Here is a 15,225-nt window from a genome sequence, read left to right on the forward strand (position 1 = left end):
GTCGCTATGAGCTTAAGTCAGGATATTTTGGCTGAACTGGCGGAGATCGCCGCCGATTCACCGCTGGGCAAGGCCCGCGCTTTGCGCGACGCTGCGACCCGCCACGCCCAGGGAAGTTACGAGGTGCTATTTAGCCAACAGGATGAGGATTTTCCGCTCGAGGAACGTTTCGCCATCGCCGCAAAAGTGGCCAGACTTCATCAGGCAGATGCGCTGGCGGCGCATTACGCCGGTTTCGGCCTTGCCGACCCGACAACCCCACGGCTTGCCGCCGCGCTGGGATTTGCCCGCCTGCTGACCTTTACTCCGGTGGAAGCGACGCCAGCGGCGATACAAACGCTTAGCGACGCGGGCTGGAGCCTGCGCGGCATTGTGACGCTGGCGCAGCTTATTGCGTTTGTCAGTTTTCAAAGCCGATTACTGAGCGGCTTGCGTTTGTTAAATGGTAAATCAATTTCCGAAGCCGAGACCCCGGTGGTTGCCGGCTACTGGCACACTCATCCCAGGACTGCCCGCGGTAAACCTGCGCCGGTGGCCTTTACGCGCGATGAATTACACTGGGAACCGTGGATTGCCGATAAGCCGCTCGCTGAATTTAATCCCGTCGAGCAGGCGCTACTGGCGCAGTTCGGCCACAGTGACTCCCCCTACTTCCGCCTGCTGGCGCGCAACCAACCGGTGCTTGAACAGCGCACGCTGACCGATAAAGGGATCTTCTATACGCCGGGTGGCCTGCCGCGCGCCGAACGTGAACTGGCGGCAACGGTGGCCAGTAAAATCAACGGCTGCATCTACTGCGCGTCGGTACACGCGCGCAAGGCGGCGCAGTTGGCAAAAGATGAGCGAGCGGTGGAGACCCTGCTGGCGGTGACGCCTGGGGAGAATCTCAGCGATGGTCAAGGGCCGCGCTGGCAGGCGGAGATTGACGCCGCCGCCGCGCTTTCCGTTACCCCACCTGCGATAACCTCAGCGCATCTCAGCGCGCTGGAGCTGCAGGGTCTGGATATCGTCGAACAGTTGGATCTGCTGCAATCGGCGGCATTCTTCGCCTGGGCTAACCGCCTGATGCTAACCCTTGGCGAACCGTGGCGGGATTAATCAGACCTGCTCTGCCTGGGTAACGCGATGACGCGTTACCCGCCGCTGATATCGCGCATACAGCAGTAACGAGCTCATCGCCAGGAACGACAGCGCTGCCGCCGGCAGCGCCACCGAACGCCAACCTGCGCCAAAGGTAATCATCATTCCGCCGCAGTAGGCGCCTATCGCGCTGCCGAGGTTAAACGCTATTTGCCCGCCCGCCGCCCCGAGCATTTCTCCGCCTCTGGCATTTTGTAGCAGTAGTATTTGCAGCGGCGCGGCGAGTGCGAAGAGCCCGGCGCAGCAGATAAACGCCAGCGCCAGCGAAGCCAGCGGCTGCATGCCAAAGGCAAAGATGAGCAGTAACGCCGCGACAATGACGCCGTTGGTCATCGCCGCAATACGCAGCGGACTGTAGCGTCCTGAGATCCTGCCGCTAAAGAGATTACCTAAAACCATCCCCAATCCGACCAGCATCATAATTAACATCATCGCCGACTCGCTAAAGCCGGAGACATTCATCATGAAGGGCTTGATATAGCTAAACCAGGCAAAAACGCCGGCATTGCCGAACATCGTGGCGGCGAAAATAAACCACGGAGCCGGGGTTTTAAGGAAATGGAATTGTTCACTGAGCCGGGAGGCGGATTTGTCATATAGCGTCGGCACCCAGCGCAGTATCGCCAAAAGCACCAGCACATCAAATAGCGCGATGGCCGTGAAGGTATAACGCCAGCTGAACTGATGGCCAAGCCAGGTGCCAGCCGGTACGCCAAGCAGGTTCGCCACCGTCATACCCGCGATCATCCCGGCGACCGCCGCGGTAACCCTGCCCGGCGAGGCGATTTTCGACAAGATAATCGCCCCGACGCCAAAATAAGCACCGTGAGGAAAACCTGAAATAAAGCGACCGAGCGCCAGCATGGGATAACTTGAGGAGAAGGTAAATAACGCGTTGCCTGCCACACATAGCGCCACCAGGAACAGCATCACCGATTTCAACGAAAAACGGCTGGAAAACAACGCCATGACAGGCGCGCCAAACACCACGCCAAAGGCGTACCAGGAGATCATGTTGCCGGCCGCGGGGATGGTAATACCGACATCATGGGCGATTTCCGGCAATACCCCCATGATGCCAAACTCCGCCATTCCGAGGCCAAAGGTTCCCAGCGCTAAGGAAAAAATCGTTTTCTTCATCTAGTCGGTCACTTTAATGTGCATTCACGACGCTAGTGTAACCGATTTCACACCCAGTTTTCTCCCCTTACGACCGACGAAAACTCAACCCATCCCCAGATAAGCATTTCTGACTTCCGGGTTATCCAGCAACTCTGCGCCGCTACCGCTCAGACGTATTTCGCCGTTGACCAGCACATACGCGCGGTTAGCCAGTTTTAGCGCGTGGTACGCATTTTGCTCCACCAGCAGCAGCGTCATACCCTGGGCGGTCAACTCGCGCAAGATGCTGAAAATCTGCTTCACCACCAGCGGCGCCAGACCCAGGCTCGGTTCATCTAATAGCAATAGCTTTGGCCGACTCATCAGCGCGCGGGCGATCGCCAGCATTTGCTGCTCGCCGCCGGAGAGCGTCATCGCCCGCTGCGCGCGACGCTCTTCCAGCCGTGGAAAAAGCTGATACATCCGCGCTTTATCTTCATTCTGATAACGATTACCAATGGGAATAGTGCCCATCAGCAGATTCTCTTCCACCGTCATGTCGGCAAAAATACGTCGTCCTTCCGGCGCCTGGGCAATACCGTTGGTGGCGATATAGTGCGTCGACTGGCGGCTAATATCATGTCCGCGATAGATAATACTGCCAGCGGAAATACGCGGCTGGCCGAAAATGGACATCAGCAGCGTGGATTTTCCGGCGCCGTTAGCGCCGATTAACGCCACCGTTTCGCCTTCATTGACCGTTAGCGATACCGACTTCAGCGCCTGGATTTGCCCGTAAAAAACATTAACCTCGCGAAATTCCAGCAACGGTTGGCTCATCAGGCAATCTCCTGTTCATCGGTACCAAGGTATGCGGCGATCACGCTCAGGTTGGCCTGGATCTCAGCCGGGGTGCCATGAGCAATTACATCGCCGTGGTCGAGCACAATCACGCGATCGGAGATTTCCATCACCAGGCTCATATCATGTTCGATCAGCAGTATGGTGACGCCATGATGTTCTCGCAGAAAACGAATAATCCGGCTCAGGGCACGCGTTTCCGCCGGATTGAGTCCGGCTGCGGGTTCGTCAAGACACAGTATTTCCGGCCCGGTACACATCGCGCGGGCGATCTCCAGTCGCCGCTGCTGGCCATAAGAGAGCGTTCCCGCCAGCCGATTGGCGCAGTCAACCATTTCCACCACTTCCAGCCAGTAAAAGGCCCGCTCTAATGCGCGGTTCTCCGCCTGCCGATAGCCGCGGGTGTTCAGGATCCCGGCGATCAAGTGGCGGTTGACCTGCATATGCTGGGCCACCATCAGATTTTCAATCACCGTCATTTCGCGAAACAGGCGGATGTTCTGGAAGGTACGCGCCAGCCCGGCGCGGTTGACCAGATGCGCGCCGCCGAACATTTTGTAGTACATCCGCCGTCCCAGGCGCGCAGGATGGAAAAAATCATCGGCATGCAGTTTCTGCCCGAGAACCTGAATCACATCGGTCATTCGTTGCCGGGCATTAAGACGAATGGCGCCGCCGCTGGCGCGGTAGAATCCGGTCAGGCAATTAAACACCGTGGTCTTCCCCGCGCCGTTCGGGCCAATCAGGGCGGTAATCGATCCGCGTTCAACCTCAAGGTTGACATCATTCAGCGCTTTAATCCCGCCAAAATGCATCATCAGATGCTCGACCTGCAATATTGCATCGCTCATGGCGCGACTCCTTTGCGGATTTCCACCCCGGTACGCCCGGTGCGCACCAGCCCGCGCGGGCGCCAGATCATCATCAGGACCATCAGCACGCCAAAGAGCAGAACCCGGTATTCGTCAAAGCCGCGCAGCAGCTCCGGCGTGACCGTCAGGACGAAAGCCGCCAGCACCACTCCCAATGTCGAGCCCATGCCGCCTAATACCACGATGGCGAGGATCAGCGCCGATTCGAAAAAGGTGAACGACGTCGGGTTGACGAACCCCTGATAAGTCGCGAAAAAGACGCCGGCGATGCCGGCCGTCGACGCGCCAAGCATAAACGCGGACAGCTTAACCAGCACGTGATTCAGCCCCATCGCCCGGCATGCGATTTCATCTTCCCGCAGCGCCTCCCAGGCCCGGCCAATCGGCATCCGGGTCAGGCGGTGTTTTATCAGCAACACCATTAACACCACGATAAACAACACGGCATAAATAAAGATAAATTTAAGGTTGGGGTTGTAGGCAATATGCAGAAATTCATGAATCGGAGTGCCGCCCTCTTTGGCTCGCCGGGCAAACTCGAGGCCGAAGAGCGTTGGCGATGGCACCGAAACGCCGTTGGGGCCGCCGGTAAAGCTCACCCAGTTGTTGAGCACCAGGCGGATGATTTCGCCGAATCCCAGCGTCACAATAGCCAGGTAGTCGCCATGCATTCGTAATACCGGAAAACCCAATAATGCTCCTGCCAGCGCTGCCATCACCGCCCCCAGCGGCAGCATTGCCCAGAAACCTAAGCCAAGGTATTGATAGCCAAGCGCCAGGCCATAGGCGCCAATGGCGTAGAAGGCGACGTACCCCAAATCAAGTAACCCCGCGAGACCCACCACGATGTTTAATCCCAGCCCCAGCAGGACGTAGATAAGCCCGAGGATCGCCACGGTAAGCAGATACTTGCTGACCATTAACGGGAAAGCGATAGCCACGATCGCCAGCAGCGGCAGGACAAAACGCAGCCGACTACGATAGCCGGGGGGACGGACAAATACCCCCTGGTCGTTGCCTTCAAAACGTCCGACAAACCGCTTCCCCCCGCGGGTTTGCAAAAGCAGGCTGAGCAACAGCCGCCCCGCCATCACCACCGCCACCAGCACGATGACGCGCTGTGGGGAAAGCGTAAAACTGTACCCCTTCAGCACGATGCCGACGATCGGGCCAAAGACTATCAGCGCGCATAAACCGGCCAGCACGCTATCAATAACGCTGCGTTTGACGTCGATGCCGTCTAAACGGGAAATATCGGTCATATGTCCCCCTTAGACCTTGGCCACCACAGGACGGCCCAGAAGCCCCTGCGGACGAAAAATCAGAATCGCCACCAGCAATGCGAACGAGAAGACATCCTTATAATCCGAGTTCACTAACCCGGCGAACTGCGCCTCGGCAACGCCCAGCAGCAGGCCGCCAAGCATCGCCCCCGGTAGCGAACCGATCCCGCCCAGCACCGCCGCGGTGAAGGCCTTAATGCCGATAATGAAGCCGATATAAAAATCAAACGTGCCGTAATTCATGGTCACCAGCACCCCGGCGAGGCCCGCCATGGCGGCGCCAATCATAAACACCAGCGAGATCACCCGATCGGTGTTAATGCCGAGAATGGCCGCCATCCGCCGATCCTGCTGGGTCGCGCGGCAAACCCGACCTAACTGCGTGTGGTTGATTATCCAGCTCAGTACCACCATGCCGACGAAGGCGGCGAGCAGGATGAAGATTTTGGTCCAGGTGATTTGCACCACGCCATCACCTACCGTAATCCGCAATACGCCGTGCATCAACGTCGGGATCCCCTGTTGATTGGGGCCCTGACTCAGTTGCACGTAGTTTTGTAAAATCAGCGACATGCCAATAGCCGAAATCAGCGGCGCCAGACGCGTTGAGTTACGTAGCGGCCGATAAGCAATGCGTTCGATGGCCCAGCCGTAGACGCCGGTGATGATAATCGTAAACACCAGCGTGCCGAAAATCAGCAGCGGGAAGGAGTGAATACCGAAGTAGGCCAGCAGCGCCAGCCCGATAGCACACAGATAGGCTGAGACCATATATACCTCGCCGTGGGCGAAGTTAATCATACCGATGATGCCATAAACCATGGTGTAGCCAATGGCGATAAGCCCATATACCGCGCCAAGCGTTAAGCCATTGATCAGTTGTTGCAGAAAGAATGCCGCCATATGAACCATCCTGCCAGTCAAGGTGCAGCAGACGCAGAGGCCTTAACGTCTGCTGCTTATGGTGGTACGACGCCCCTCTGATGAGGACGTTATGCGCACTACAATCCCGGGTTACAGCTGATGATATTTGCCTTTATCATCCCATTGATAAACCACGTAATCCGATACTTTCAGGTCGCCTTTGCCATCCCAGGCTTTTTTACCCATCACGGTATCGACGCTATGGTTTTTTAACCATTCGCTGGCTTTGGCATTATCGGTACCGGCGGCGTTATAGGCGGCGGCGATAGCCTGAATCGAAGCGTAGGCGTAAAGGGTATAACCCTCCGGTTCAAAACCGCTGGCGCGGAATTTGTCGATCACCGCTTTACCTTCAGGAATGGTGCGCGGATCCTTACCGAAGGTCATTAATACGCCGTTGGTGAACTGCGGCCCGCCCGCGGCGGTAACTAACTCTTCGGTCACCACGCAGTCGCCGGAGAAGAACTTAGCCTGGACGCCCTGCTCGCGCATCTGGCGCACCAGCGGGCCGGCTTCCGGGTGGCAGCCGCCGAAATAAACCACATCCGGTTTCAGGGCGCCGATTTTGGTTACCAGGGCATTAAAGTCTTTTTCCCCGCGGGATAAGCCTTCATACAGCACTTCTTTCGTCCCGCGTTTAGCCAGCGCCGCGCGCGTCGCATCGGCTAATCCCTGACCGTAGGTGTCTTTATCGTGAATGACGGCGATCTTCTTCGCCTTCAGCACATCCAGCATGTAGTTGGCGGCAATCACCCCTTGCTGGTCATCGCGCCCGCACATGCGGAACATATCTTTCATTCCGCGTTCGGTGATTTGCGGATTGGTGGAACCCGGCGTGATGGTCAGGATGCCGGCTTCGTCATAGACCTCGGAGGCGGGCATCGTCGAGGAAGAGCAGAAGTGACCCACCACCGCCGAGACGCCGGAGTCGTCGACCAGGCGGTTAGCCACTGCCACCGCTTGCTTGGGTTCACAGGCATCATCGCCCTGCACCAGCACAATTTTTTCGCCTTTAATCCCCCCGGCGGCATTAATATCAGCCGCCGCCTGCGATGCCCCTTTCCAGTATTGGGCGCCATAGGTCGCATTCGGCCCGGTAAATGGGCCGGCCACGCCAATCTTCACATCCGCCTGTGCATAAAATGCCGCGCTCAAACAACCTGCTATTGCAAAATGCAGAGTCAACTTTTTAAGTTTTAAAGACATTCGGATAGTCCTCAGCGATATCGAACAGACGCCATAAACTGGCGCAGTAAAAACCACTTACAGCGTAACGTGCCAATGCTGGAATAAGCCGTAGCGGCTTCGCTAGATAAAGCAAAAAACCCGCCAGGAAGAGAGGTATCGCCAGATCGATTACTAATAGTCGCGTAGCGTGACCGCAATCGGTACCACCCCGGCAATGCGCCAGTCTTTACAGGTCAGGAGGTCTGTTGCCGTCACGTGGCCTGCCGGGAACGCTGGTGTCCATACCGACAGTGAGCTAAACATAGAACGACTTTAGCAACCTTGCGCACCGGGCTGGTGCAAAAGTGCGGTGATGATCAAAACTAGTGAAAATTTTGCTGCATTAATGTGAAATTAATAACGAGAGCATGGGGAATGCTCGGCAATACAGGTCGCTACCATAAAGAATTGCCGATGAATAGCAACTTTATGCTGCCAGACGGCGTTTACGCTTTGAAACATTAACTTCTTTTACGTATTATCCTAGCCTTGCTCTTTTACCTGCCGCCGTGGCGGGTTTCGCCTCATGGATGAAAATCATGACTTTAAAAAAATTAATTATTATCGCCATCAGCGCGCTTTCTATTAACGCCTGCGCCTTCGCGGCGGGTAATCTCGCCGACCAGTTACATTATACGCCGCCGGAACCGGCAGACCTTGCCGTTAATCCACCAGCAGAATCGCCTGAATCGAAAACGGAACAACCAAAATTAACGATGACGCCCGACGTTAATGCCTACACCTATTACAACGAAAAGGTGAATCCCGTTACCAATGATATTGACCGTATTGAACAAGGCGGCGTCGTCGAATTCTGATTTTTACCGGCGCATCGTGCGCGCCGGTAAACATTGACCACGGAGTATTCGCCATGATGAAGGATTATCTGATCATCGCCTGGATTACTATCGTCGCCTGCTGGCCCATTACGTTACCGGTGTTAGCCGTGGTCGCGGGAATACTAGTTTATTCCCGCCATCGCGTGGCGGGTATTGTTGTATCCGGGCTGTTTATCCTCGAAGCCGTGGCGGCATGGCAGTTTGAGCGCTATATGTAACCACGGTTTGTTTTAATTGAGCGGCCCGTGGTTAACCTGGCTGAGCGCTAAATTGACATCGAAAATCTTGTAGAACATCTCCTGCACGCCAAATTGCCGTAGGCGGGCGACGTGTTTTTTTGCATAAGCCTGCGCGCTCTGTTCATCTTCGAACAGATATATGCCGCCGGCTTCCTGCGTAGCGCTATTCTCCGTCCAAATCTTCCAGATAAAACCGGGCTCATGGTTAATAGATTGCGCGAGCTCGGCTAATTGCGCCGACATTTCATCGCCAAACGGTCCGCTAAAAGCAAAGTGCACTTGCAAAAGTTTATTCGACATACTCTCTCCCTGAATGATTTTAGTAAATTGACGAGACTATCCTACCCGATTCCTCATTAAGCAACAGTGAGTTGATGCGCTTAATGGCTATCTTTCTCTCTCCGCCGGATGAGAAGTTTTCCGCCGCTTTGCCTGGCTCTGATTACACTTTAAACAGCGACCTGCCTTTCAGGCCACCACGCAGGAGGACAGCCATGGGAAACAAGAAGAAAGCCGTTGCGCCCGTCATACCCGCCAAAACGGAGCCGTTAAGCGAGAAAGAATATCAGCAGGCGTTGCGTAAACTGCACGTCGAGTTGGTCAAGCTACAGCGGTGGGTAGTGCATAAAGGGCTTAAGGTATGCATCGTCTTCGAGGGTCGCGATGGCGCAGGCAAAGGCGGCACCATCAAAGCGATAACCGAACGCGTCAGCCCCCGGGTTTTCCGCGTCGTCGCCCTGCCCGCGCCAACCGAGCGCGAACGCAGCCAGCTCTATTTTCAGCGTTATATCAAACATCTTCCCGCCGCCGGCGAGATAGTGATTTTCGATCGCAGCTGGTACAACCGGGCCGGCGTTGAGCGGGTGATGGGATTTTGTACCGAGGAGGAGGTGCAAAAATTCCTCGACGGCGCGCCGATGGTAGAACGAGGGATGGTCGATTCCGGCATTATTTTACTGAAATACTGGCTGGAGGTAACGCCGCAGGAGCAAGAACGGCGCCTGCGCGACCGTATTGATGACGGACGCAAAATCTGGAAGCTATCGCCGATGGATATTAAATCCTTCAACCGCTGGGATGACTACACCGTAGCGCGTGATGCGATGTTTGCCGCCACCGATACCGCCTGGGCGCCGTGGTTTGTCGCCCGCTCGGAAGATAAAAAACGCGTACGCCTGAATATTATTACCCATCTGCTTTCACAGATCCCCTACGAGGCTCTACCAACGGAACACATTACCTTACCGAAACGTAAAATTGGCAAAGTGAAACCGACCCATTTTCCTTTCCGGTTTATTCCTGAGAAGTTTTGAAGGAATAGCTTTATCACCTTTGCGCAGTATTCCCCCTGCGCAGAGGATTATTACAATAAACGTTAATATTTCATCTGTTGCGTTGCTCTGGAACCCGGCTCGCAAAATATAAAAAAGCGTTGTTAACGACATTTATTTTCCGGTTTAATGCAGAGATAATCAGACTGTTAATCACAGGGAGCAGAAAATGAATAGCAATGCGATGAATAAAAAACAGCGAAACGAGTCTGATGCGGCGATTAAACAGACCTTCGATCGGCAAACCATTAGTGATGCGGAAAGACTACAGCAACACCAGGAATTCATAAATGCCATGAATGAATTTACCGCGCGCGCCGGTTTACTGTCGGAAGACCCATTCTTCGAAGGGATTTAGTTATCATGCAATCTGATGTTTATCGTAATCCATCACCGAGGACAAATGAACTCCAACCTTATCTTATGGTGATTCAACATGATTATTATGATGATTTATCATCAAGGTTAGTTTTGCCACTGAGTTATCATATACATATGGCGAGTCATTATCACCCTGCAGCTCCACTAGTAAATATTGACTTTCAAAAGCTATTCCTCAACACCCCGGGAATAACCAGCGTAGCAAAGCAGCGCCTGAATAATAAATATTTCGTCTGTAATTTACATAAAGAAAGAACGGCTGTTATTTCCGCCATCGATGCGCTTATAACAAATACGTAAACCCGCCCCGATATCACCGGGGCGGGTTTACCCCATAAAGGCTTACTTCATTCCCTCACGGCTCTCTTTTTGCGCTTCCAGGCGTTCGACATCGCGATACCAACGCGGGTGATGTTTCTTCGCCCAACGGCGGCTGACCTTGCCTTCGATCATGCCCTTAATCGACCCTTTGACCCAGAATGCCATATACATATGGATGAGGATCGCGTGGATCAGGATAATCGCCGAAGTAGCGTGTATCAGCAGGCTGTAACGGATAACCGGAATCGGGAAATAGTCCGCAAAATACGGGCGCCAGATAATCACCCCGGTCACCAGCAGCACAAAAATCATGCTCATAATGGTCCAGAACATCATCTTCTGCCCGGCGTTATATTTACCGACGCGCGCGACCTTATGTTCGTTGCCTTTCAGAACCTCCACGATGCCTTTCAGCCAGGGGATATCCTGTTTATCAGGGATATTGTGGTGGACAAAACGCACAAACATAAACATCAGCGCGACAAAAATCAGCACCCCGAAAAACGGGTGCAGGATACGCCCCATCTGCGGTGTGCCGAAGGTTTCCGTCAACCACTGCAGGGTCGGGAAGAAAAACGAAATCCCCGACAGCGCCACCAGGAAGAAACAGATAACCACCGTCCAGTGACAGGCGCGGTCGATAAATTTGGTGCGCACTATCATTTTCGATTTATTCATCATGTTCCTCCTCATCGTCATCAACTTCCTTGTTCGGCCCGATACCGATGTAGTGGTAAATCAGCCCGGCAAAGGTGGCAATAAAGCCCGCCGCCGACAGCGGTTTCAGCGCCCCCTTCCACAGATTGATACTGGTATCGATCTGCGGCGCTTTCGGCAGCTTGTGATACAACTCCGGCTGGTCGGCATGATGCAGCACGTACATCACGTGGGTGCCGCCTACGCCCTGCGGGTTGTAGATCCCGGCGTTGGCATAACCGCGTTTTTTAAGCTTATCCACCCGCTCCTGCGCCACTTCCAGCATCTCTTTTTTCGTACCGAAGTGGATAGCGCCGGTAGGACAGGTTTTCACGCAGGCCGGTTCCTGACCGACGCTGACCCGATCCACACACAGCGTGCATTTATAGACCCGGTTATCCTCTTTATTGAGACGCGGAATATTAAACGGACACCCGGCAATGCAGTAGCCGCAGCCGATGCAGTTTTCCTGCTGGAAATCGACGATGCCGTTGGCGTACTGAATGATCGCCCCGGCGGACGGGCAGGCTTTCAGGCAACCCGGCTCTTCGCAGTGCATACAGCCATCTTTGCGGATAAGCCACTCCAGCTTGCCGTTCTGTTCGGTCTCGCTAAAACGCATTACCGTCCAGGATTTAGCGCTGAGATCCGCCGGGTTGTCGTACACGCCGACGCAGTGCCCCACTTCATCGCGAATGTCATTCCACTCGGAACAGGCCACCTGGCAGGCTTTACATCCTACGCAGGAGGAGACATCGATAAGCTTGGCGACTTCGGCCTTATAGTCCCGCGCGCGTGGCGCGGGGGTCATCTGGTTGGTCGCGGAGCGTTTAATAATGTCTTGTGTTTCCATCGCCATTTAATCGCTCCTTACGCTTTCTCGATGTTGACCAGAAACGCCTTATACTCCGGCGTTTGCGAGTTGGAATCGCCGACGTTAGGCGTCAGGGTGTTGGCGATGTAACCTTTACGGGCCACGCCTTCAAAACCCCAGTGCAGCGGGATACCGACGGTTTCTACCTGCTGGCCGTTGACGTTCAGCGTGCGCAGTCGGCGGGTCACCACGGCAACCGCGCGAATAAAGCCGCGCTTGCTGCTGACTTTCACCCAGTCGCCGTTGACGATACCTTTGCTTTTCGCCAGCCCTTCGCTGATTTCGACAAACTGTTCCGGCTGCGCAATCGCATTAAGCAGCGCATGCTTGGTCCAGGTATGGAAGTGTTCGGTCAGGCGATAGGTAGTACCGACATACGGGAACTTATCCTTCTTACCTAAGCGAATAGCGTCATCTTCGTATAAACGCACTACCGGGCTGGAGACCACATTCGGGTGCAGCGGGTTGGTGCCAAGCGGCGTTTCCATCGGCTCGTAGTGTTCAGGGAACGGCCCTTCCGCCAGTTTATCGAGCGCAAACAGGCGCCCAAGCCCCTCTTGCTGCATAATAAACGGCCCGGTGTTGCTCCCCGGCGGCGCGGTATTGAAGTCCGGAATATCATTACCGACCCACTTACTGCCGTTCCACTGGATCAGCATTCGCTTCGCATCCCAAGGTTTACCGTTAATATCGGCCGATGCGCGGTTATACAGCACGCGGCGGTTGAGCGGCCAGGCCCAGGCCCAGCCCAGCGTATTGCCAAGCCCAGAAGGATCGGCGTTATCGCGATTCGCCATCTGGTTACCCTGCTCGGTCCAGCAGCCGGTGTAGATCCAGCAAGATGACGCGGTGCTGCCGTCATCGCGCAACAGTGCGAAGCTATTCAGCAACTGTCCTTTTTTCGCCAGCAGCGCCCCATTGCCATCGTAGAGATCCGCCAGCGCGTAGCCGTTGTTCTCTTTTGCAACCTCCTCCGATTCCGGATGATCTGGCTGCTTATAACTCCAGCTCATTTTCAGCAGCGGTTCCGCGCCCTTACCGCCTTCGCGACGGTACAGCTCACGCAAACGGTGATAGATCCCGGCAAGAATTTCGCCATCGTTGCGTGCTTCGCCCGGCGCGTCCTGGCCTTTCCAGTGCCACTGCAGCCAGCGACCGGAGTTGGCGATCGAACCGTCTTCTTCGGCAAAGCAGGTCGATGGCAGACGGAAGACTTCGGTCTGAATCGTAGCCGGGTCGACATCATTAGACTCGCCGTGGTTCTGCCAGAAAGTCGAGGTCTCGGTCACCAACGGATCGATAACCACCATATATTTCAGCTTACTGAGGCTACGCACCACTTTGTTTTTGTCCGGGAAGGACGCAACCGGGTTGAAGCCCTGGCAGATATAGCCGGTGACGTTGCCGTTATCCATCATATTGAAGTACTTGATGACGTCGTAGGCCTGATCCCATTTCGGCAACCAGTTGAAGCCCCAGTCATTCTCTTTCTGCGCCGCATCGCCGTAGAACGATTTCATCAGGCTGACGAAGAATTTCGGGTAGTTGCTCCAGTAGTTCACCTGGTCGGCCAGCGTCGCTTTCGGCGTGTTGGCGCTAAGATAACTTTGCAGATCGCTCTGTTTATCGGACGGCAGCGTCAAATAACCCGGCAGACTGGTCGACAACAGACCCAAATCGGTCAGCCCCTGAATATTGGAGTGTCCGCGCAGCGCGTTGACGCCGCCGCCAGCCATGCCCATGTTGCCGAGCAGCAGTTGGATCATCGCCATTGTGCGGATGTTCTGCGCGCCGACGGTGTGCTGCGTCCAGCCCAGCGCATACAGGAAGGTGGTGGTGCGATCCGCGACGCTGGTTGAAGCCAGCACCTCGCAGACTTTGAGGAAGTCTTCTTTCGGCGTACCGCAGATGTTTTCAACCACTTCCGGCGTGTAGCGGGAAACGTGCTGCTTGAGCAGATTCCAGACGCAGCGCGGATGGCTGAGCGTTTCATCGCGTTTCGCGTAGCCATTTTCATCGAACTGGTAGTTCCAGGACGATTTATCATACTGGCGCTTTTCCGCATCGTAGCCGCTGAACAGGCCATCTTCGAAGGTAAAATCATCCCGTACCAGCAGGCTGGCATTGGTGTAATGCTTTACGTACTCGGCATTAATCTTATTATTTTCGATAAGGTACAACAGCACGCCCGACAGGAACGTAATGTCGGTACCGGAACGAATCGGCGCATAGATATCGGCCACCGACGCGGTACGCGTAAAGCGTGGGTCGACGACGATAAGCGTAGCATCGTTATTGTTCTTCGCTTCCATCGCCCAGCGGAATCCCACCGGATGCGCTTCCGCGGCGTTGCCGCCCATCACCATTACGACGTTTGCGTTTTTGATATCAACCCAGTGGTTGGTCATCGCACCGCGACCAAATGTTGGAGCAAGACTTGCTACCGTTGGTCCGTGTCAGACGCGCGCCTGGTTGTCTACCGCCAGCATGCCGAGCGAGCGCACAAATTTTTGCGTCAGCATGCCGGTCTCATTACTCGCCGCCGAGGCGCACAGCATTCCGGTGGAAAGCCAGCGGTTAACCGTCACGCCCTGTTCGTTCTTCTCAATAAAGTTGGCATCGCGGTCGGCTTTCATCAATTTGGCGATGCGGTTAAAAGCTTCATCCCAGGAGATGCGCTGCCATTTATCCGAACCCGGAGCGCGGTATTGCGGATACCGTAGGCGATTTTCACTGTGGACGTAGTCCAGCAGACCGGCGCCTTTCGGGCACAGCGCGCCGCGGCTTACCGGATGATCCGGATCCCCTTCGATATGATAAATCGCTTCTTTGGCGTTTTTCGCGCCGTCGCCCAGGCTATACATTAATAGCCCGCAGCCCACGGAGCAGTAAGTGCAGGTGTTGCGGATCTCTTTTGCGCGCAGCAATTTGAAATTGCGTGCCTGAGCCAGCGCCATTTTCGGGGCGAAGCCCAGTGCGGCAGCTGTTGTTCCGGCCATACCGCCTGCGCAGATTTTAAAAAACTTTCTGCGGCTGACGTCCATTGATTCCTCCATGCAGGATGTTTGTTCATCGCGCGGAGGAAACTAACAGCAATGTCCCTTTTTTTATTGCGTCAAATCAAGGTCGCCCACGC

The 15,225-nt window shown here is 55.0% G+C and carries 17 protein-coding genes; 6 read left to right on the plus strand and 11 right to left on the minus strand.

All coding sequences use genetic code 11. The annotated features are described in order from the left end of the window. Window positions 1-6: 6 nt before the first annotated feature. The gene (locus tag PGS10_RS02045) at window positions 7-1,098 is read left to right on the plus strand and encodes an alkylhydroperoxidase domain protein (protein WP_316422339.1); all 1,092 of its coding nucleotides are present in this window, start codon (window positions 7-9) and stop codon (window positions 1,096-1,098) included. Here the strand turns inward: PGS10_RS02045 and araJ are convergent, their stop codons facing one another. From araJ to PGS10_RS02080, 7 genes are all read right to left on the minus strand, one after another. Further along, window positions 1,099-2,280, minus strand: coding sequence for an MFS transporter AraJ (araJ, locus tag PGS10_RS02050; protein WP_316422340.1), 1,182 nt, complete (start codon window positions 2,278-2,280; stop codon window positions 1,099-1,101). Between the two features lie 84 nt (window positions 2,281-2,364). Then, window positions 2,365-3,081 (minus strand): ABC transporter ATP-binding protein, encoded by a 717-nt coding sequence (locus PGS10_RS02055; RefSeq protein WP_047048625.1) that lies wholly within the window; start codon window positions 3,079-3,081, stop codon window positions 2,365-2,367. Beyond that, window positions 3,081-3,953, minus strand: coding sequence for an ABC transporter ATP-binding protein (locus PGS10_RS02060; RefSeq protein ID WP_047048628.1), 873 nt, complete (start codon window positions 3,951-3,953; stop codon window positions 3,081-3,083). The genes PGS10_RS02055 and PGS10_RS02060 overlap by 1 nt, the downstream gene beginning before the upstream one ends. Next, complete coding sequence (gene livM, locus PGS10_RS02065) at window positions 3,950-5,236, minus strand: high-affinity branched-chain amino acid ABC transporter permease LivM (protein ID WP_316422341.1); 1,287 nt, start codon at window positions 5,234-5,236, stop codon at window positions 3,950-3,952. Before livM ends, PGS10_RS02060 begins: the two co-directional genes overlap by 4 nt. Window positions 5,237-5,245: 9 nt before the next feature. Beyond that, the gene (locus PGS10_RS02070; protein WP_047067670.1) at window positions 5,246-6,160 is read right to left on the minus strand and encodes an ABC transporter permease subunit; all 915 of its coding nucleotides are present in this window, start codon (window positions 6,158-6,160) and stop codon (window positions 5,246-5,248) included. A gap of 111 nt (window positions 6,161-6,271) precedes the next feature. Beyond that, on the minus strand, window positions 6,272-7,387 hold the full coding sequence (locus PGS10_RS02075) for a branched-chain amino acid ABC transporter substrate-binding protein (protein WP_015366474.1): 1,116 nt from the start codon (window positions 7,385-7,387) through the stop codon (window positions 6,272-6,274). 153 nt (window positions 7,388-7,540) lie between these two features. Further along, window positions 7,541-7,672, minus strand: a complete 132-nt coding sequence (locus tag PGS10_RS02080; RefSeq protein WP_015366472.1) for a hypothetical protein — start codon at window positions 7,670-7,672, stop codon at window positions 7,541-7,543. A 275-nt stretch (window positions 7,673-7,947) separates the two neighbouring features. Between PGS10_RS02080 and PGS10_RS02085 the strand changes: the two genes are divergently transcribed. Next, a complete protein-coding gene (locus tag PGS10_RS02085) occupies window positions 7,948-8,226 on the plus strand; it encodes a hypothetical protein (RefSeq protein ID WP_047048636.1) in 279 nt (92 codons plus the stop codon). 53 nt (window positions 8,227-8,279) lie between these two features. Next, a complete protein-coding gene (locus tag PGS10_RS02090) occupies window positions 8,280-8,465 on the plus strand; it encodes a hypothetical protein (protein WP_063415516.1) in 186 nt (61 codons plus the stop codon). A gap of 12 nt (window positions 8,466-8,477) precedes the next feature. Here the strand turns inward: PGS10_RS02090 and PGS10_RS02095 are convergent, their stop codons facing one another. Beyond that, window positions 8,478-8,786 (minus strand): monooxygenase, encoded by a 309-nt coding sequence (locus PGS10_RS02095; RefSeq protein WP_316422342.1) that lies wholly within the window; start codon window positions 8,784-8,786, stop codon window positions 8,478-8,480. A gap of 194 nt (window positions 8,787-8,980) precedes the next feature. Between PGS10_RS02095 and ppk2 the strand changes: the two genes are divergently transcribed. The 3 genes from ppk2 to PGS10_RS02110 all read left to right on the plus strand — a co-directional run bounded on the left by ppk2 (window position 8,981) and on the right by PGS10_RS02110 (window position 10,498). After that, a complete protein-coding gene (gene ppk2, locus PGS10_RS02100) occupies window positions 8,981-9,799 on the plus strand; it encodes a polyphosphate kinase 2 (RefSeq protein WP_047079112.1) in 819 nt (272 codons plus the stop codon). Between the two features lie 187 nt (window positions 9,800-9,986). Further along, window positions 9,987-10,175 (plus strand): hypothetical protein, encoded by a 189-nt coding sequence (locus tag PGS10_RS02105; RefSeq protein ID WP_047048646.1) that lies wholly within the window; start codon window positions 9,987-9,989, stop codon window positions 10,173-10,175. A 5-nt stretch (window positions 10,176-10,180) separates the two neighbouring features. Beyond that, window positions 10,181-10,498, plus strand: coding sequence for a CcdB family protein (locus tag PGS10_RS02110; protein ID WP_080957285.1), 318 nt, complete (start codon window positions 10,181-10,183; stop codon window positions 10,496-10,498). A gap of 42 nt (window positions 10,499-10,540) precedes the next feature. Here PGS10_RS02110 and fdnI read toward each other — a convergent pair whose 3' ends face one another. Genes fdnI through fdnG form a run of 3 tightly spaced genes read right to left on the minus strand, consistent with a single transcriptional unit; the run spans window position 10,541 to window position 15,133 of the window. Then, window positions 10,541-11,197 carry a formate dehydrogenase-N subunit gamma gene (gene fdnI / locus PGS10_RS02115; RefSeq protein WP_045366159.1) on the minus strand — a complete coding sequence of 219 codons (657 nt, stop codon included), beginning with the start codon at window positions 11,195-11,197 and terminating at the stop codon, window positions 10,541-10,543. Then, the gene (fdxH, locus tag PGS10_RS02120) at window positions 11,190-12,074 is read right to left on the minus strand and encodes a formate dehydrogenase subunit beta (protein WP_047048652.1); all 885 of its coding nucleotides are present in this window, start codon (window positions 12,072-12,074) and stop codon (window positions 11,190-11,192) included. Before fdxH ends, fdnI begins: the two co-directional genes overlap by 8 nt. A gap of 11 nt (window positions 12,075-12,085) precedes the next feature. Next, entirely contained in the window at window positions 12,086-15,133 is a 3,048-nt protein-coding gene (gene fdnG, locus PGS10_RS02125) for a formate dehydrogenase-N subunit alpha (RefSeq protein ID WP_088389858.1), read from the minus strand. Between the last annotated feature and the right edge of the window lie 92 nt (window positions 15,134-15,225).

Source organism: Klebsiella sp. 141153 (assembly GCF_032601995.1).
GTDB lineage: Bacteria > Pseudomonadota > Gammaproteobacteria > Enterobacterales > Enterobacteriaceae > Klebsiella > Klebsiella aerogenes.

What these genes read in the sequence shown, in the direction of transcription:
- PGS10_RS02110 (WP_080957285.1), top strand. Translation starts at nt 10,181, where the DNA reads ATGCAATCTGATGTTTATCGTAATCCATCACCGAGGACAAATGAACTC.
- PGS10_RS02105 (WP_047048646.1), top strand. Translation starts at nt 9,987, where the DNA reads ATGAATAGCAATGCGATGAATAAAAAACAGCGAAACGAGTCTGATGCG.
- PGS10_RS02055 (WP_047048625.1), bottom strand. Translation starts at nt 3,081, where the DNA reads ATGAGCCAACCGTTGCTGGAATTTCGCGAGGTTAATGTTTTTTACGGG.
- PGS10_RS02080 (WP_015366472.1), bottom strand. Translation starts at nt 7,672, where the DNA reads ATGTTTAGCTCACTGTCGGTATGGACACCAGCGTTCCCGGCAGGCCAC.
- livM (WP_316422341.1), bottom strand. Translation starts at nt 5,236, where the DNA reads ATGACCGATATTTCCCGTTTAGACGGCATCGACGTCAAACGCAGCGTT.
- PGS10_RS02090 (WP_063415516.1), top strand. Translation starts at nt 8,280, where the DNA reads ATGATGAAGGATTATCTGATCATCGCCTGGATTACTATCGTCGCCTGC.
- fdxH (WP_047048652.1), bottom strand. Translation starts at nt 12,074, where the DNA reads ATGGCGATGGAAACACAAGACATTATTAAACGCTCCGCGACCAACCAG.
- PGS10_RS02075 (WP_015366474.1), bottom strand. Translation starts at nt 7,387, where the DNA reads ATGTCTTTAAAACTTAAAAAGTTGACTCTGCATTTTGCAATAGCAGGT.
- ppk2 (WP_047079112.1), top strand. Translation starts at nt 8,981, where the DNA reads ATGGGAAACAAGAAGAAAGCCGTTGCGCCCGTCATACCCGCCAAAACG.
- fdnI (WP_045366159.1), bottom strand. Translation starts at nt 11,197, where the DNA reads ATGAATAAATCGAAAATGATAGTGCGCACCAAATTTATCGACCGCGCC.
- PGS10_RS02085 (WP_047048636.1), top strand. Translation starts at nt 7,948, where the DNA reads ATGACTTTAAAAAAATTAATTATTATCGCCATCAGCGCGCTTTCTATT.
- araJ (WP_316422340.1), bottom strand. Translation starts at nt 2,280, where the DNA reads ATGAAGAAAACGATTTTTTCCTTAGCGCTGGGAACCTTTGGCCTCGGA.
- PGS10_RS02060 (WP_047048628.1), bottom strand. Translation starts at nt 3,953, where the DNA reads ATGAGCGATGCAATATTGCAGGTCGAGCATCTGATGATGCATTTTGGC.
- PGS10_RS02095 (WP_316422342.1), bottom strand. Translation starts at nt 8,786, where the DNA reads ATGTCGAATAAACTTTTGCAAGTGCACTTTGCTTTTAGCGGACCGTTT.
- PGS10_RS02070 (WP_047067670.1), bottom strand. Translation starts at nt 6,160, where the DNA reads ATGGCGGCATTCTTTCTGCAACAACTGATCAATGGCTTAACGCTTGGC.
- PGS10_RS02045 (WP_316422339.1), top strand. Translation starts at nt 7, where the DNA reads ATGAGCTTAAGTCAGGATATTTTGGCTGAACTGGCGGAGATCGCCGCC.